This window comes from Microcoleus sp. B4-C2, from assembly GCF_036705265.1.
GTDB lineage: Bacteria > Cyanobacteriota > Cyanobacteriia > Cyanobacteriales > Microcoleaceae > Microcoleus.
Window position 1 is genome coordinate 26860 of sequence record NZ_JAUBUB010000013.1, and the last position, 19405, is coordinate 46264.

General features: G+C 49.4%; 10 protein-coding genes. 7 read left to right on the forward strand and 3 right to left on the reverse strand.

All coding sequences use genetic code 11. From position 1 onward, the window contains the following. Nucleotides 1–936: 936 nt before the first annotated feature. A complete protein-coding gene (locus QUB20_RS06995; protein ID WP_333054823.1) occupies nt 937–1365 on the reverse strand; it encodes a universal stress protein in 429 nt (142 codons plus the stop codon). Nucleotides 1366–1689: 324 nt separating this feature from the next. Then, on the reverse strand, nt 1690–3003 hold the full coding sequence (gene hisD / locus QUB20_RS07000; protein WP_333244500.1) for a histidinol dehydrogenase: 1314 nt from the start codon (nt 3001–3003) through the stop codon (nt 1690–1692). 886 nt (nt 3004–3889) lie between these two features. On the opposite strand from hisD, the gene rpsT reads away from it, so the two are divergent. From rpsT to QUB20_RS07035, 7 genes are all read left to right on the forward strand, one after another. Next, a complete protein-coding gene (gene rpsT, locus QUB20_RS07005; RefSeq protein WP_333041544.1) occupies nt 3890–4192 on the forward strand; it encodes a 30S ribosomal protein S20 in 303 nt (100 codons plus the stop codon). 357 nt (nt 4193–4549) lie between these two features. Further along, nucleotides 4550–5329, forward strand: a complete 780-nt coding sequence (locus QUB20_RS07010; RefSeq protein ID WP_333244503.1) for a TatD family hydrolase — start codon at nt 4550–4552, stop codon at nt 5327–5329. A gap of 21 nt (nt 5330–5350) precedes the next feature. Continuing rightward, complete coding sequence (locus QUB20_RS07015; protein ID WP_333238080.1) at nt 5351–5581, forward strand: hypothetical protein; 231 nt, start codon at nt 5351–5353, stop codon at nt 5579–5581. Nucleotides 5582–6032: 451 nt separating this feature from the next. Continuing rightward, a complete protein-coding gene (gene rpoB / locus QUB20_RS07020) occupies nt 6033–9419 on the forward strand; it encodes a DNA-directed RNA polymerase subunit beta (protein WP_333054817.1) in 3387 nt (1128 codons plus the stop codon). Nucleotides 9420–9588: 169 nt separating this feature from the next. Then, entirely contained in the window at nt 9589–10677 is a 1089-nt protein-coding gene (locus QUB20_RS07025; RefSeq protein WP_333244508.1) for an HNH endonuclease, read from the forward strand. Nucleotides 10678–10761: 84 nt separating this feature from the next. Then, nucleotides 10762–12636 carry a DNA-directed RNA polymerase subunit gamma gene (locus tag QUB20_RS07030; RefSeq protein ID WP_333054814.1) on the forward strand — a complete coding sequence of 625 codons (1875 nt, stop codon included), beginning with the start codon at nt 10762–10764 and terminating at the stop codon, nt 12634–12636. A gap of 310 nt (nt 12637–12946) precedes the next feature. Continuing rightward, nucleotides 12947–17077, forward strand: coding sequence for a DNA-directed RNA polymerase subunit beta'' (locus QUB20_RS07035; RefSeq protein ID WP_333244511.1), 4131 nt, complete (start codon nt 12947–12949; stop codon nt 17075–17077). A 312-nt stretch (nt 17078–17389) separates the two neighbouring features. Here QUB20_RS07035 and QUB20_RS07040 read toward each other — a convergent pair whose 3' ends face one another. After that, nucleotides 17390–17785, reverse strand: a complete 396-nt coding sequence (locus tag QUB20_RS07040; protein WP_333244514.1) for a response regulator — start codon at nt 17783–17785, stop codon at nt 17390–17392. Nucleotides 17786–19405 lie beyond the last annotated feature (1620 nt).

Genomic DNA, 19405 nt, shown 5'->3' on the forward strand with positions numbered 1-19405 from the left:
TTTTTAGACAATTCGCAGTTGTAGGCATAGATGATAATGCTTAGCCATTGGTTCGAGTCTATCATAATATCAATTCATCAAAGGAGCCTGAAGCGGAGCTATCCCGATCGTGAATCGCTCTTTTTGTAGCCCCGTTACTCTGCGGTTAAAAGCGATGGCTTACTGGAAGTTTTTTATTTATTAGTTGGTCTGTAAATTGACAAAAAGCATATATTTGATAGGTCGTTAATTTTTACATTCAACTAACCAATGATATTATACCAAATCTGGGTTACCAAGAAATTGGGTCTAAAGCCCCGTCCTTCTAGGACGGCTTTAATTAATTATCAACTTTTGTTAAGTGTTTTCTTGAACATTCTTGCATTGTGTTCATTGTAGAGTACAATAACTATACTACAGGTAGAATAACCGCCGATACATAAGAGACACCACGCTCAAACGACTGGTCGGAAAACAATAATGGTTAGTGGGTGGCGAAAACCACGAAAAACATAGCTGGGCTAACTAATGTAAGCCAAAATCAGAGACTAAACTTTTTATTTCTAAAATGTACTGTGTGCCCCACAGAAACAAGAGAAGCAATTCTCGAAAGCTTGGGGAGACAAACCCTCGCGAGGCTATCTAAATTAAGCTCGATATTTGGTTCTTTTGAACGGATACCTGGTTTAAACACTGCCGCAAGGATAGATAGTTTTAAGGTATGTCGCAGAACCAAGAATCCCCTCGCCTTCAGGCAGGGGAGTGTCAATAAACATCAAGGGGGTACGATACCCGGATTTGGTATTAATAGCTATCTTGGTTTATGTAAATGCAATAGTCGATCGCATGGGAGCATCTCAGTTTTGTAAAAAGCATTTTTTTTATTGTAGTGCGAGCGTCCCCGCTCGCACTGTAAATGCAAAACTGAGATGCTCCCGATCGCATTTACCAGCCTACTTACTTCGCCCGCACCACCAACACCGAACAAGGAGCCTCAGCCACAACTTCAGCACTCACCGAACCCTCCAAAATTCGCTTTAAACCAGTCAAACCCCGACAGCCGATCGCAATTAAATCCGCCTTATAGATATGAGCCAAACGGACAATTTCTTCTGCAGGTTGTCCCGATACAATTTCCAATTCACTCTGGCAAGGCAACTTTTCCTGATAAGATTGCAGCAACTTCTCTACCTCTCGGTAAGCAATCTCATCTCCCTGAGCGTGAGGTCGATCGACAACCGCGTCAAAATCCGACCTACCAGAACTCACAACATGAACTAGAATCACCTTGGCCGTCGATTCTAGCTGAAATTGTCCTACAACTTGCAAAACCCGTTCTGCAAGCTCTGAATTGTCGATCGCTACCAAAACAGTATTCAATACCATGCACCTTTAAATTTCCGATATTTAGACTTTAAATTTTTCGATGATTCTCGCCTACTGTCCACAATTTCGCGCTTCCCACCAACATAATTATTACCTACCCATAAACCCGGTTTCTTAACATAATTGCGTCTTTTCAGCAAGATTCTTGAAGAAACCGGGTTTCTTAAACCCTCAGTGCGTAAGTAAGTAGGTGCAAATCAACTGGGTCGATTGTCACAGAATGTAAAGCTACCATAATCGCAAGAGAATTGCTTCCTTTCATTGCATTTCACTCGCTTTTGACTACCTATGTATTTTGCCGATCGCCCATCTCAAATTTACCATCTAAAACTCACCCTTTCCCTCATTTTCAGTCCGCAGCCGCACCGAATCAGCGTGAGAAGGAAGCCCCTCTGCTTCGGCCAAAACATTAATCGCCCTACTCACCTTCTTAAGTGCAGCCGGCGAATATTGAATCAAACTCGAATGCTTCATAAAAGTTTCGACACCCAGCGGCGACGCATAGCGCGGAGCCCCAGAAGTCGGCAAAGTGTGATTCGGGCCAGCCAAATAATCACCTACAGCTTCCGGCGTCGAGCATCCCAAGAAAATCGCCCCAGCGTGGCGAATTTGCTCGAGCAAAGCCCAAGGATCTGCAACTTGCAATTCCAAGTGTTCGGGCGCAAACTCGTTAGAGAGTTCCGCCGCCGCTTTGAGCGAGTCAACTACTACGACTAAGCCATAGTTGGCGATCGCCTTTTCTGTTAAAGTTCGGCGCGGGTGATTTGCCAACTGTCTGTCTACCTCAGCCACCACCTTCCTAGCCAGCACCGAATCCGCCGTCAGCAAAATTGCCGACGCCATCGAATCGTGCTCAGCTTGAGCCAACATATCCGCAGCGACGTGGACAGGATTCGCCGAACCATCCGCAATAATCAGCACTTCCGACGGGCCAGCCAGAGAATCGATCCCCACAGTCCCGTAAACCAGTTTTTTAGCCAGGGTGACGTAAATATTCCCCGGCCCAGTAATTAAATCCACCTTCGGAATAGTTTCCGTACCGTAGGCTAAAGCTGCGATCGCCTGCGCCCCGCCGACTCGATAAATCTCATCAACTCCCGCTTCCTGAGCCGCTACCAGCACCGCAGGATTCATTTTCTTCTCCTGTCCGGGGGGAGTACACATCACCAGTCTCGGCACCTTGGCGACCTTCGCAGGAACCGCATTCATGATCACCGAACTCGGATAGGACGCCTGACCGCCAGGAATGTAGATTCCCGCTCGATCGACCGGCGTGTAGCGCTTGCCCAAAACAATCTCGTCATCACCAAACTGCACCCAAGACTTGGGTACGCGCTGTCGGTGAAACGCCTCTACCTGTTTGCAAGCTGTGCGGATTGCATTTAATAATTCTTTAGACACCTGCTGATAAGCAGCATCCAATTCGGCGCCACTCACCCGTAAATCTTCCACATTTAGGGTCATGCGGTCAAATTCAGCAGTGTAGTGCAGCACAGCCTGATCGCCTCTGCGCCTTACAGCTTGCAGCACCTCGCGCACGGTGGCTTCTTTGTGAACAACAAGTTCGTCATGGGTGCGATCGCAGATCCGTCGCAGTTCAGCTTGTGCCTCAACCCACTGAGTAATGATTCGCAGCATGGAGATTAGGAATGCCGTCTATAACTTCACTAACATTTGCTTGACAATTGGGGATTTTTGCGGGGTTCTCCTAGAGAAGTAGGCCACCACCAGTCCACAAGCTTAAACCGCGAGAGTCGCGGCATTTTCCAAGGCTTCAGTGCAGCGTTTAAATCTCTGTCGAGGATTTTGCAACACTGAGGACAAGTCACAACCTTCTCTAGGAATTGCCCGCTAGAGAACCGGGTGCGGAGGGAGAGGGTGGGAACGCAGAGGGGGGAGAGTGTCCGACGCCGATAAGATCCGAGAGGGAGAGTGTTTGAGCGGAAAAATTTTGATTCTGCCTTCTACCTTCTACCTTCTGATCCGGCTGTCTTCTACCTTCTACCTTCAGCTTTTTGCCTTCTACCTTCGGTAAGTGCTTCTTGCCGAAGCCCAAATAACCCGTATTCTTTGTTATAGCTTAACTTGGATTTTTCAGAGAATGGGATTTTAAGCAGAATAGGTGCTATATTAGTTTTTCCAACACCTGATAATTTTTTTATAAAAAAACGGCAAATTATTGTATACTTGAAAATTGCGCGCAAGAAACCGTGACTTTAACTCGTGACGGTGGAAACACCGCAAAACGCCTCCTTAACACCCATGTCATACCTTTGGGTATTGTCAGGGGTAAAAAACAGGCAGTTAAATGAGTCAATAAAAAATTACTGCGCGGGCGTCGCCAAAAAGTAGCCACAGACTCAGCTCAATCTGAGCGAAGGGAGAGTGGCTGTCTCACTCCCCCATTAAAAATCAAGCTTTTTGCGGATCGATCCCGAAAAGGTTGTCCTTGAAAATCCCCGTGTCTTGAGACTGTCTTTAGACTAGGGCGTATCCATGAATACCTACTTCCAGCAACTGAACTATGGCAAATATTAAGTCCGCCGTCAAACGAGTCAAAATCGCCGAACGTAACCGCTTGTACAACAAATCTTACAAGTCAGCGGTCAAAACTTTGATGAAGAAGTATTTCGCTGCGGTAGACAAGTACGCCGCAGCTCCGAGCCCGGAATTAATGCAAGAAGTTCAGCAGCGAATGTCTGAGGCCTACAGCAAAATTGACAAAGCTGTCAAAAAAGGTGTACTCCACCGCAACAACGGCGCTCGCAAAAAGTCCCGCTTGGCAAGAACCCTCAAGCCACACGAAGCATCCTCGGTAGCATCTTAAGGAAGCAGAAAGTTCGGCAACGAAGCAGTGTACAAGATTGAAGGGATGGATGTTGAGGGAAGAAGTCAATCGATTTTCGATTTTCGATTTTCGATTTTCGATTGAAGCATTGACTTGCGCGAGATAAATACGTTCGGCAAGTTTCATCGGATACAGGTTTTTTATTTCTGGACGGATGAATCACGTGGCGGGTATCCTGGATGCGGGAATTGTCAAGCGTGAAGCAGGAAGAAGGAAGAAAGAAGACGGAAGATTTTTCCCACACACTCTCTCCCACTCCCACTCCCCGACTCTCTCACTCCCCCCTCGCCCTATCCCACCAAGACTCTCCCGTATCACCTCTAATCTGCTTCCCCCATGCAGCTCATCGACACTCACGTTCATATCAACTTTGAAATCTACAAATCTGAGTTAGAAGCCATTCGAGAACGCTGGCGCGAAGCTGGTGTAGTTCGGCTGGTTCATTCTTGTGTAGAGCCAGAAGAGTTTGCCGGCATTCAAGCAATCGCCAATCAGTTTGCAGAAGTCTCGTTTGCGGTTGGACTTCACCCCCTAGATGCGGACAAGTGGAAAGACGAGACTGCGAGCCAGATTAGGGAATTAGCAAGTTCGGACTCTAGGGTAGTAGCGATCGGCGAAACCGGACTGGACTTTTATAAAGCTGACGATCGAGAACACCAGTTTAAAGTGTTTGAGGCACAGCTTGAAATCGCCCAGGAACTTGACAAACCAGTCATTATCCACTGTCGCGACGCCGCCGCCCCAATGGCCGAAATGCTGAGGAACTTTTGGCAGACTCGCGGGCCAGTGCGCGGGGTCATGCACTGCTGGGGAGGCACACCCGAAGAAACCCAATGGTTTTTAGACCTAGGTTTCTACATCAGTTTTAGCGGAACAGTCACCTTTAAAAAAGCCTTGCAAATACAAGAATCAGCTTGTATGGTAAATAGCGATCGCATCCTAGTCGAGACAGATTGCCCTTTTCTCGCCCCCGTACCCCAGCGGGGAAAACGCAACGAACCAGCCTACGTCTACTACGTAGCCGAGCAAGTTGCTAAATTGAGAGGAGTTTCTCTTTTAACTTTGTCCCAGCAGACAACCGAAAATGCCTGTCAGCTATTCGGCTTTTCTGTTTAAGCTGTTCTCCATTTAAATTGTGTGTCAAAAATCACTCAAATTATTGTGGGATGGGCTTCTAGCCCGTCCAGAATATGCAATTTAAACGCGCAACAGCTTAGTTATAGCAGAGCAGAGAAACGAGGAAAACAGGTTGATTTAGGAGCCAGCGATCGGGATAATCCCATTTCTATCCTGCCAGAAAAACCGGATTCATCCTTTATTGGAGATTCTTTTGGCGTTGCCTGTTGCGATCGGATTTGCGTCCTATAATAAAAAGAACCGACCGATCGGGCGTTGGCTTAGTATCCGATCCTGCGATGTCGCCCAGGAACTACCAACACAACGCGAGTACGCTAAACTTCGGGATAGGTCAAAACTTCAGGCAATACCTCAAACTTACACACTCAAACTTACACATCAGAAGAAACTTGGAACCTCAGCAATTTGGCAATAGCTGTCAAGTCAATTTTAGGAGTCAAAAGTGTAGGGAATTCACCCCGGGATACCACGATATCAGAGCTAAAAGCATCTCGATCGAAACTAAAATCCGCACAAAAATACTGCGAGCCCCAAGCAATAATAACCGTTGCAGCAGTTGGCAGGCGATCGAAAACATCATATAAATTCTCTCACACAATCCATCAAAAAAACGCAACAAGGTAAAAAAGCCCAGCCTTGGCGCCATGTAAAAAGCTAGAGCCACTGCGGAAAAAGGACACCCATGACCACTAAAGATTACACAGAATTCGCCTTCACCTTGCCCGATTTGATCGAAATCCAGCGGGCAAGTTTTCGCTGGTTTCTAGAAGCCGGGCTGATCGAAGAACTCGACAGCTTCTCCCCGATTACAGACTACACGGGCAAGCTGGAACTCCACTTCATGGGCAAAGACTTCAAACTCAAGCGCCCCAAATATGATGTGGACGAAGCCAAGCGCCGGGACAGCACCTACTCGGTGCAAATGTACGTCCCCACCCGCCTGATTAACAAAGAAACAGGGGAAATCAAAGAACAAGAAGTCTTCATCGGCGATTTACCCTTGATGACCGAGCGCGGCACATTCATCATCAACGGCGCGGAACGGGTGATTGTCAACCAAATCGTGCGTTCCCCCGGCGTGTACTACAAATCGGAAACCGACAAAAACGGTCGGCGTTCCTATAACGCCTCGCTCATCCCTAACCGGGGCGCGTGGCTCAAGTTCGAGACAGACAAAAACGATTTAGTCTGGGTCAGAATCGACAAAACCCGCAAACTCTCAGCCCAGGTGCTGCTCAAAGCCCTCGGACTCACAGACGGCGAAATCTACGACTCACTCCGCCACCCGGAATACTTCCAAAAGACGATCGAGAAAGAAGGACAATTCGGCGAAGAAGAAGCTTTGATGGAGCTCTACCGCAAACTACGTCCCGGTGAACCCCCCACCGTGGCGGGAGGCGAACAGCTCCTCAACTCGCGCTTTTTCGACCCCAAACGCTACGATTTGGGCCGAGTCGGCCGCTACAAACTCAACAAAAAATTGCGATTGACAGTCCCCGATACCACGCGGGTGCTGACATCGCAAGATATCTTGACGGCGATCGACTACTTAATTAACCTCGAATTCGACATCGGTTCCACCGACGACATCGACCACTTAGGCAACCGTCGCGTCCGCAGTGTCGGAGAACTGCTGCAAAACCAAGTCCGAGTCGGCCTCAACCGCTTAGAACGGATCATCCGCGAAAGAATGACCGTCTCGGATGCCGACTCCCTCAGCCCCGCCTCTCTGGTCAACCCCAAACCGCTGGTAGCAGCAATCAAGGAATTCTTCGGTTCCTCCCAGCTATCCCAGTTCATGGATCAAACCAACCCTCTGGCAGAACTGACTCACAAACGTCGGCTTTCCGCCTTGGGCCCTGGAGGTTTGACTCGCGAACGCGCCGGGTTTGCAGTACGGGACATTCACCCGTCCCACTACGGCCGGATTTGCCCGATCGAAACACCAGAAGGTCCTAACGCCGGTCTGATCGGTTCCTTAGCAACCCACGCCCGAGTCAACCCCTACGGCTTCATCGAAACTCCTTTTTATCCAGTAGAAAAAGGACGGGTGCTGCGCGACAAAGCCCCTGTTTACATGACAGCCGACGAAGAAGACGATTTGCGCGTCGCCCCCGGAGACATCAGCCTCGACGAAAACAACAACCTCTTGGGCGAAACCGTAGCCGTCCGCTACCGCCAAGAATTCACTACCACCACTCCGATGCAGGTGGACTACATGGCGATTTCGCCCGTGCAAATCGTCTCCGTCGCGACATCGCTGATTCCGTTCTTGGAACACGACGACGCCAACCGAGCTCTGATGGGATCGAATATGCAGCGGCAAGCTGTGCCGCTACTGAAACCAGAACGGCCCCTCGTCGGTACGGGCTTGGAAGCTCAGGCGGCGCGAGATTCGGGGATGGTTGTGGTTTCCCGGATAGATGGCGAGGTGATTTACATCGACGCTACCCGGATTATTGTCAAACCCCTGGCTGTAGATGCCGAATCGAATTCCAGCGAAGAACATTTCCTGATTAAGGAATACGACGATCTCAAAGTCAAACAGCCCTCGGTTTGGAAGCAAAAATATGCTGGCTGCATCGAACACGAACTGCAAAAATATCAGCGTTCTAACCAGGATACTTGTTTAAACCAGCGTCCGCTGATTTATGAGGGCGATCGAGTAGTTGCCGGTCAAGTGCTCGCCGACGGTTCCTCGACCGAAGGGGCAGAACTCGCTCTGGGACACAACATCCTCGTAGCTTATATGCCTTGGGAAGGCTACAACTACGAAGACGCGATGCTAATTAGCGAGCGTTTGGTGTACGAAGATGTCTACACTTCGATTCACATTGAAAAATACGAAATCGAAGCCCGCCAAACCAAACTCGGCCCCGAAGAAATCACCCGTGAAATTCCTAACGTCGGCGAAGACGCGCTGCGCCAGCTAGACGAACAGGGGATTATCCGCAAAGGTGCCTGGGTAGAAGCCAGCGACATCCTAGTCGGCAAAGTCACCCCCAAAGGCGAATCCGACCAACCGCCGGAAGAAAAACTGCTGAGGGCAATCTTCGGCGAAAAAGCCCGCGACGTACGCGACAATTCCCTCCGCGTCCCTAACGGCGAAAAAGGCCGCGTGGTGGACGTGCGGGTGTTTACCCGCGAACAGGGCGACGAACTGCCCCCCGGCGCCAACATGGTCGTCCGCGTCTACGTGGCTCAAAAGCGGAAGATTCAAGTCGGCGACAAAATGGCCGGCCGCCACGGAAATAAGGGTATTGTGTCCCGGATTCTGCCGATGGAGGATATGCCTTATTTGCCCGACGGGACTCCCGTTGACATAGTTCTCAATCCCTTGGGCGTACCGTCGCGGATGAACGTGGGTCAGATTTTTGAGTGCTTGCTGGGATGGGCCGGCGAAAATCTCTCGATGCGGTTCAAGATGGTGCCTTTTGATGAAATGCACGGGGCTGAAAAGTCGCGGGAAACCGTACACGGTAAGCTACAGGAGGCACGGGAAAAAACCGGCAAGCCTTGGGTGTTTAACGAAAAGCACCCCGGCAAGACTATTGTCTACGATGGCCGAACTGGGGAACCGTTCGATCGCCCGATCACAGTCGGCATCGCTTATATGCTGAAGCTGGTTCACTTGGTAGACGATAAGATCCACGCCCGTAGCACAGGCCCTTACTCGCTGGTAACGCAGCAGCCTTTGGGCGGCAAAGCGCAGCAAGGGGGTCAGCGGTTCGGAGAAATGGAAGTCTGGGCGCTGGAAGCGTTCGGCGCCGCTTATACTTTGCAAGAGTTGCTGACTGTGAAGTCGGACGATATGCAGGGGCGGAATGAAGCGCTGAATGCGATCGTCAAAGGCAAAGCTATCCCGCGCCCCGGTACGCCGGAATCTTTCAAGGTGCTGATGCGGGAGTTGCAGTCTTTGTGCTTGGATATTGCTGTGCACAAGGTGAATACGTCCGACGAGGGCAGCGAGCACGTTGAGGTGGATTTGATGGCAGATGCTGGGGGCAAGCGATCGCCCTCCCGGCCTACTTACGAATCGCTTTCTCGTGACGAACTTGACGAGGATTAGGGATTTTAGATTTTAGATTTTAGATTTTAGATTGAAGAATTGTTTGACAGCATTCAATCTTACATCTCACCTCTAAAATCTAAAATCGAGAAGTCCCAATTAAAATGCCTCAGCAGTGGTACGAACACTGGTGAGGCGAATCAACGCTCTTAAGAGGAGAGACGCTGACATGACTATTGTAACAGTTGTCCCAGGAATAGAAGGAGAATTTGACCGGGCGACAGGCTGTATTAACTGGCAAGGGAGCAAGTTTGGCAACGGTTACGGGCGCAAGTGGATCGATGGCAAAACAGTATTAGTCCACCGATTAGTCCTCGAATCGAAAATAGCAGGGTTCCTCGGTTCCGGTTATTTTGGTTGCCATACCTGCGACAATCGAAGCTGCATCAACCCCGCACATCTGGTAGTAGGTACTGCTGCTGAGAATACCGGGCAGATGATTGGGCGCGATCGCAAAACTCCCAGACGCAAAAGTATTCCCGGTATTGGCATATTGTCGATCGCACAACTACGGGAAATTCAGACTAAATATTTATCTGGAACCATCAAGAACCACCTAGCAAAAGAGTATGGAGTACAACATGAAACTATTACTAAGATACTTCAGACAAATATTCCCGATAACTTCACTACAGTTTTACCAAATTTTTTAGGAGAAATTCAAGACAGCGGCTGCATCATTTTCCAAGGTGGAAAGGATGGTCAAGGTTATGGCAGATACTGGAAAAATGGGAAGTTGAAATCAGTTACCCGTGCTGTTTTAGCGGATAAATTAGGATATGAACTTCCGACTTCGATGGATGCTTGTCATACCTGCGACAATCCCAGTTGCATCAATCCAGAACACCTTTGGGCTGGTACTCGCACTCAAAATTTGTTAGATGCTTCTAAGAAAGGACGCACTCAAGGCAAAAGTCATCCTCTTTCCAATGCCAAATTAGATTGGGAAAAGGTGCGAGAAATTCGACAAAAGCTAGCAGCAGGAGAGAGGATGAAGGATGTAGCACAGGAATACAGTGTCGGCCGCAAAACCATACACGATATTAAATATTACGTCACTTGGAAGGAAGCAGGTCAAGAGGTTCCACTTCCTCGCATGGGTGGACATCTCGATCGCAAATTTACTTTTGCTCAAGCTCTTGAAATCAGAGAACGAATTCAAGCCGGAGAATCCATTGCTAAAATTGCTCAGGAATTTGGGATATCCAGAAATGTCATTTCTGATATCAAAAGGAATGTCACATATAGAGGAGAATAAAATTGATTTAAGCCGCAAAAAAAAGCCAACAAAAAAGATAAATTACCACAAATAATCGACTGTAAATCATCAATTGGAGTCAAAATGGCTAAGATAGAACAACGCTTTGATTACGTCAAGATAGGGTTAGCTTCACCAGAAAGAATTCGACAGTGGGGAGAGAGAACTTTACCCAACGGTCAGATAACCGGCGAGGTGACAAAACCCGAAACAATTAATTATAGGACATTAAAACCTGAAATGGATGGCTTGTTTTGCGAGCGCATTTTTGGGCCGGCAAAAGATTGGGAATGTCATTGCGGGAAGTACAAACGAGTTCGCCATAGAGGCATTGTTTGCGAAAGATGCGGTGTTGAAGTCACTGAATCTCGCGTCCGCCGCCATCGCATGGGCTTTATCAAATTAGCAGCTCCAGTAGCTCACGTTTGGTATCTCAAAGGCATTCCGAGTTACATGGCAATTCTGTTAGATATGCCGCTGCGAGATGTCGAACAAATCGTGTATTTCAATGCCTACGTTGTCCTCAATGCAGGTAATGCAGAAAAGCTGCAATACAAGCAATTGCTCACGGAAGATGCTTGGCTGGAAATAGAAGACGAACTTTACAGCGAAGATTCCACACTCACAGGTGTAGAAGTAGGCATAGGTGCTGAAGCTTTGCAAGTTTTGCTGCAAAACATTCCGCTAGAAAGTGAAGCGGAAAAGTTGCGGGAAGATATTGCTAATGCTAAAGGTCAAAAACGGGCAAAGTTAATTAAACGTTTGCGGGTAATTGACAACTTCATCGCTACGGGATCTCAACCCGATTGGATGGTGCTCAATGTGATTCCGGTGATTCCCCCCGACTTGCGGCCGATGGTACAGCTAGACGGCGGGCGTTTTGCAACCAGCGACCTCAACGACCTATATCGGAGAGTCATCAACCGGAATAATCGGTTAGCGAGACTGCAAGAAATTCTGGCGCCGGAGATTATCATCCGCAACGAAAAGCGGATGCTACAAGAAGCTGTGGATGCGCTGATTGACAACGGTCGCCGGGGCCGGACAGTGGTGGGGGCAAACAACCGCCCGCTGAAGTCGCTGTCGGACATCATTGAAGGGAAACAAGGGCGCTTCCGGCAAAACTTGCTGGGTAAACGGGTTGACTACTCCGGGCGTTCGGTGATTGTGGTGGGGCCGAAGCTGAAGATTCATCAGTGCGGTTTGCCGAGAGAAATGGCGATCGAACTTTTCCAGCCTTTCGTCATCCACCGCCTGATCCGCCAAGGATTGGTCAACAACATCAAAGCTGCCAAAAAACTGATTCAGCGCAACGATCCCAGCGTTTGGGACGTGCTTCAGGAGGTGATTGAAGGACACCCGGTAATGCTAAACCGGGCGCCGACCCTCCACCGTTTGGGGATTCAAGCCTTTGAGCCGATTTTGGTGGACGGGAGGGCAATTCAGCTTCACCCGCTAGTCTGTCCGGCTTTTAACGCTGACTTTGACGGCGACCAAATGGCCGTGCACGTGCCTTTGTCTCTGGAATCTCAGGCGGAAGCGCGCTTGCTGATGCTGGCTTCTAACAACATTATGTCGCCGGCAACCGGAAGACCGATCGTTACTCCTTCTCAAGATATGGTGCTCGGTTGCTATTACTTAACAGCCGAAAATCCTGACGCTCAAAAAGGAGCCGGTCACTATTTCTCCAACCTTACCGACGCGGTTGTAGCTTACGAACAAGGAGTCGTTGACTTGCACTCCTATGTGTGGGTGAGGTTTCAAGGCGCTATCGAAAACATAGAACCTGAAGGAGAACCACTGAAGGTAGAACGCTCTACCGACGGTATCGTGACGAAAGAATACAAGTTCCGCCGAGTTCGGGAAGACGGAGACGGCAAGGTGCTCAATCAGTTCATTCGCACTACTCCGGGCCGGATTATTTATCACCAAACTATTGAGTCGGTGATAAATAATTAGGAGGTAATGGGTAAGGGGTGGTGGGTAATTACTAATAAGTAATCGCTAATAAATAATGGTGATTTAAGTTAGGAAATTTACCCATTACTGCTTACTAATTACTAATCAATACGGTTGGGTTAATGTTGGGTGGGTGAAATGTTGGGTGGGTGAAATGTTGGGTGGGTGAAATGTTGGGTGGGTGAAATGTTGGGTTTCGTTCCTCAACCCAACCTACTTACTACTGCCCTCTGCCTCGCAGCAAGAGAGCCTCCTGCGTCAATACTCCAATTACCAATTACTACTACTACTACTACTACTACTCAGAAAAATGACAGAAAATAAGGAAATTGTTTTTCGCAATCGAGTTGTTGACAAAGGTCAGCTCAAAAAATTAATCTCTTGGTCTTTCATGCACTACGGAACGGCCCGTACAGCGCAAATGGCAGATAAACTCAAAGACTTGGGTTTCCGCTTTGCGACACGGGCCGGAGTTTCGATTAGCGTAGATGACTTGCAGGTGCCGCCATCAAAACGATCGCTCCTAGATGCAGCCGAAGAAGAAATCCGCATCACCGAACAAAAATACACCAGAGGCGAAATCACCGAAGTAGAACGGTTCCAAAAAGTAATCGACACCTGGAACAGCACCTCAGAAGACCTCAAAGACGAAGTAGTCAAAAACTTCCGAGCCACAGACCCCCTAAACTCCGTCTACATGATGGCCTTCTCCGGGGCGCGGGGAAACATTTCTCAAGTGCGGCAGTTGGTGGGAATGCGCGGATTGATGGCAGACCCGCAGGGGGAAATTATTGACTTGCCAATTAAAACCAACTTCCGCGAAGGACTCACCGTCACCGAATACATTATTTCTTCCTACGGCGCGCGCAAAGGCTTAGTAGATACAGCCTTGCGGACAGCAGACTCTGGCTATCTTACTCGCCGTTTGGTGGATGTGTCCCAGGATGTAATTGTGCGCGAAGTAGACTGCGGCACCCAGCGGGGAATTCGAGTCCGGCCGATGACCGACGGAGCAACAGTGCTGATTCCCCTCAAGGACAGGCTGCTAGGGCGCGTGTTGGCGAGGGATGCGGTGCACCCCAAAACGGGGGAAATCGTGACTTACGGCAGCGAAAAAGCCGTCCGAAATCAGCCAATTACCGATGAGTTGGCCACAGAAATTGGTAAAGCTGGGGTAGCAGAAGTGTATTTACGATCGCCCCTGACTTGTGAATCGACCCGATCGGTTTGCCAGCACTGCTACGGCTGGAGTCTCGCCCACTTGAAAATGGTGGACATGGGAGAAGCGATCGGGATTATTGCAGCTCAGTCGATCGGGGAACCGGGAACCCAGCTCACCATGCGTACCTTCCACACCGGCGGGGTATTCACCGGAGAAGTCGCCAAACAAGAACGCGCCCCCTTCCCCGGCGTAGTGAAATTCAAGAACTTGCGTACTCGCTCCTTCCGCACCAGACACGGCGAAGAAGCACTGGTGGCAGAAAACAACGGCAAACTTGTATTTGAAGGCGACGGCTTTGAAGAAGGGAAATCCGGCGCCAAAAATCAAAAACTGAAAATCGAATTGGCGATCGTCCAGGGTTCTACTCTGATGGTCAAAGACGGACAGCGCGCCATTCCCGGTCAAGTTTTGGCAGAAGTGCCGATCGTCGGTCGCGCCGCCCGCAAAACCACTGAAAAAGTGACTACAGACGTGGCTTCCGACTTAGCCGGAGAAGCCAAATTTGCTGATTTGGTGCCAGAAGAAAAAACCGACCGCCAAGGGAACACCACCCGCACAGCCAGCAAAGGCGGGCTGATTTGGATTCTCTCAGGAGAAGTCTACAACTTGCCCCCAGGCGCGGAACCGGCAGTGAAAAATGGCGATCGCATTCCGGCCGAAAGCGTGATTGCCGAAACTAAACTCGTCTCCGAACACGGTGGCGTAGTCCGCATCGCTGACCCCAGAGAAATCGAAATTATCACCGCCCAAGTCCTGCTCGACCAAGCAGTCGTGCGGGCCGAAAGTGCAGGTGGCCGCGACCACTACACGATCGAAACATCTTCTAAGCAGCGGTTTTCCCTGAAGACTGCTCCTGGGAGCAAAGTCATCAACGGAGAAGTCGTCGCCGAACTGCTCGACGACAGCTACCGCACAGCTACAGGGGGCATTGTCAAGTACGGCGGGGTCGAAGTCCACAAGCGCGGCAAAGCTAAACTTGGCTACGAAGTCGTGAAGGGGGGGACTCTGCTCTGGATACCGGAAGAGTGCCACGAAGTCAATAAAGACATTTCTCTGCTGCTGGTGGAAGATGGCCAGTACGTAGAGGCCGGTACAGAAGTCGTTAAGGATATTTTCTGCCAAACCAGCGGGGCAGTGGAAATCACTCAGAAAAATGACATCCTCCGGGAAATTGTGATCAAGCCGGGGACGCTCCATGTAGTTGACCGCCCGCCGCTAACTTTCGGGGAAGGTCAAATCGTCAACGCCGGTCAAGAGATTTCCCCAGGCTTGATTGCCGAAGAGTTGGGCTATGCGGAGTATATCGAAACTCCCGAAGGCCCCGCTTTGCTGCTGCGGCCGGTGGTGGAGTTCCCGGTGCCGGATAAGCCACCAGTGCCTTCTCAGACGGCGCTGAATGAGTCAATCTCCTTGAAAGCAGTGCAGCGACTTCCTTATAAGGATGGGGAGCGCGTCAAATCTGTCGAGGGATTGGAACTGCTGCGGACTCAGCTTATTTTGGAAATTGGTTCGGGAGCTCCGCAACTGGCGGCGGATATCGAGCTGCTGCCCGATGAAGATGATGCTATGGCTTTTGGGGCGGACGGTTCGGGCCCGGCTTGGGGTTCGCCTGAAGACGTTAGTGCGTCGCAAGAGTTGGCTATGACTGCAGCCGATGGGGGCGATCGAGTTTCCAAGACTTTCCGCTTGCAGTTGGTGATTTTGGAATCGCTAGTCATTCGGCGGGATGTGTCTGCCGATCCGACTCAGGGCAGCACTCACACGCGGCTGTTGGTGGAGGATGGGCAGTCGATCGCGCCCGGGGCAGTAGTCGCCCGCACAGAGATTCTCTGCAAAGAAGCGGGTATCGTCCGGGGCATCCGCGAGGGGCATGGCGAACCAGTGCGCCGACTGTTGGTGATGCGAGATGCGGATTCTATTTCGATCTCTGTGGCGAGTACGCCGGATGTGAGTCCGGGTCAACTGCTGGTGGCTGGTACCGAAATAGCTCCGGGGGTTGTTCTCGAAGAGTCCGGCCAAGTTGTGAAGGTTGTACCTGCGTCGGAGACAGAATCGGCGAAACTCTTGCTCAGGGTGGCTCGTCCTTACCGGGTTTCGGCCGGTGCGGTGCTGCACGTAGACGACGGCGATTTGGTGCAGCGGGGTGACAATTTGGTGATTCTGGTGTTTGAGCGGGCAAAGACTGGGGATATCATTCAGGGTTTGCCACGGATTGAGGAACTTCTTGAAGGGCGGAAGCCGAAGGAAGCTTGTATTTTAGCCAAGCGGCCGGGGACGGCTCGTGTGGTTACGGATGACGATGTTGTGGAACTTGCGGTGATTGAGGATGATGGCCGGATTGAGGAGTATCCTTTGTTGCCCGGTCAAAACCCGATCGTTTCCGACGGACAGCGCGTCGGCGTCGCCGAAGCTTTGACCGACGGCCCTGCTAACCCTCACGAAATTCTGGAGGTGTTCTTCCACGTGCTCAAGGAGCGGCAGTCTACTTTTGAGGCTGCCTTGGAGAGTTTCCAACAGGTGCAGACCTTTTTGGTGAATGAGGTGCAGTCGGTTTATCAGTCTCAGGGCGTGGATATTTCCGACAAGCACATTGAGGTGATTGTCCGTCAGATGACCAACAAAGTCAGGATGGAGGATGGTGGCGATACTACCATGCTCCCCGGCGAGTTGGTGGAATTGCGGCAGGTTGAGCAGGTGAATGAGGCGATGTCAATTACTGGTGGGGCGCCGGCGGATTATACTCCGGTGTTGCTGGGGATTACTAAGGCTTCGCTCAATACTGATAGCTTTATTTCCGCTGCTTCGTTCCAGGAGACTACGCGGGTGTTGACTGAGGCTGCGATCGAGGGTAAGTCTGACTGGCTGCGGGGGCTGAAGGAAAATGTGATTATCGGCCGCCTGATTCCTGCGGGTACTGGGTTCAATGCCTATGAGGATGCTGGGGTGCAGGATGCGGGTTTTGATGGTGCTGTTTTTGATGACGATATCCACGATTTGCAGGAGGATGTGGTGCTTGACGATCGCACTGCGCGCCGTGCTTATACGATCGAGAGCGGTTATGAGATCGGGCGCCCGTCTGATCTTGAGCCTGATGAGGATTTTGAGGAAGTTGAGGTTGATGAGGACGATTTTGTCGCTGAGACTGAGGATGATACTTTGGGCCCGGATGTTGACGATGATGATGATATCGGTTTTGACTTCGATGAGGACGAAGAGTAATCATAGTTTTGAGATTGCATGAATGAGTGAACAGCGTTGCGCTCGCTGAGGATAATTTGGTTCCTCGCCGCAACGCACACTTCGATTTCACTCGTCATAAAAATCTCAATTTTTTCCTCACAAATTACAAGTCCGAACTCATAGCATTGTGCTTTCTTGACATCGACAGGAAGAAGGAAGAAGGAAGATTCAGAGTTTAAGCAAACTTTGTAATTCTAGAGTTTTAATTGTTTGTTGATTCAAACAAACAATTCTTTCTTCTTTCTTCCTTTTTCCTTCTTCCTTCTTATTCCTTCTTCATGTATGGTTCACTCAATCAGGCAGCAAAGCCTTGATTTGATTCACAAACTCTTGATGGTCTACCACAGGTTTAGAGATGTAACCGTCGGCACCGCTTAGATCCAGAAATGTTTCTTTATCACCAGCCATCGCGTGAGCAGTCACCAAAATAATCGGCAGCCAGGCCGTTTGCGGGTCAGCTTTGAGCAGTTGAGTAATCTTGATGCCGTCAACAGATTTGCCCTGGTACACGCTGCGCGAAAGAGACACATCCATTAAAATCAAATCAGCTTCGCGGTTGGTAGCAATCTGCATCACCTCTTCAACATTTTCCGTGTGTTTCACGGCTAAGCCCCCCCGCTTAGTCAGAATTTTGGAAAAAACCCGAGCATTAACCAAATCGTCCTCTACAATCAGAACGGTTTTCATAAATAAATATGGGAAGTATAGAAACTTTGTGACTTTAGTCCAAAGAGGAACACGACACGGGGACTACATTCCCCGTCAAAAATGCAGAGTTTTTAGCGCCATCAGCCGGGAACCCTGCAAAACCCGTATGTATATCCTTGAGCCACTAGCTGTGAGAGGGTTTACAGATGCCTAGAAGCATCCAGTACCATCATTTAGACTACTACACACAGACAGTTTAGTTGTTTTTTATAACTAGACCTGCTACTGGTGACAGTCTCAAGATTCTCAGGTAGCAGGTTTCTAGTACAATCCTGGACGCAGGGACGACGACTCGCGACCGGGTTTTTGCTCGTTTCGGCGGGCTATAACGAACTATTGCTATGAAAAAACCCGGTTTCTGACTACCCGTGCGTCCTGGACTTATAGTACCCTCTCTTTCGGTCAAGCCTCCAGCTTCTACCATTTTAGATTTTAGATTTTAAATTTTAAATTTAAGATTTTAGATTTAAGATGGGAACTGATTGACTGGATATCAGTTTGGATCGCGGATCTACAGTTGCACTATTTTTTGAACTGGTATTAGATTCGGGAATGTGTGATAATTATTTTCCTTCTTCCTCATTAGAATCAAGCCATGTTTATTCACATACTCCCGCCCACACAGCATTCGGAGTAGCGAATCTAGCGGGGATTGTTGGAGATTCCTAATTCTCAGTTTTAACCCCTCAAAACGGCTTAAAATATCGATGCTTGCGTTCATCAAGGGGATGTCAGACTAGGAGATATCGCCCGGAGAGCTTTTGACTGATGAATTCATCAATATCGGCATTTTTGACACTCTCAGCGAGTCACGTCCACGCTCTATGGTTGAATAAGCCCAAAACTGGGACTTCACTCATAGTCCAGTCGCCTCTACACGATCAGAACAAGTACCAGTACCAGAGGTATTCCAATTCCGCTTACTTTTCTTTTGTAATACTTTCGGAGTCCATCACGCTTGCCAAAATACGGTAAGCTCGATCGTCTACCATTGCTGCTTGATCCACGCTACGACTATACCGAGACGAGATCAATCTGGGGTTTCTCCTGAATAGAATATTTCTTCGTGTAGATGGTTATTCCTAATTGCAATTAAATTCTATCATAGATTGACGGGGACTCAAGTCCCTCGTGACCGAAAGCATCGAGGATACAAGCCCCCGGATTCATCCGTCCAGAAATAAAAAACCTGTATCCGATCAAGGAGCCCCCGAATTTATCCGTGGGGTCAATGCTTCAATCTAAAATCTAAAATCTAAAATCTAAAATCGATTGACGCTTTCCTAGGAAGAGCTACAGCCTCAGTACGTTCTGAGTTTCTGGCATTCCGTGTTCTCCTGTCTATTTACCTTCTCACAGCAGAAGGTAAATAGACAGGTAGGCGCAAATGAAGGCAACATAGAGGTTAGGGTAAGAGAGGAGAGTAACAGGCAAGTGTTGCCCGTCTTCGGGACTCTGATTCTGCTTTCACAAGTTAAGTTTATTTTTATTCTTCAACTGGGCGGTTGGGTCGAACTTTCGGTTCGCCTGCGGCAAAGGCTTTTCAATCGAGACAGGGAACCTCGGCATTATTGACAGAGGCTGTTTTCACTCAGGAAT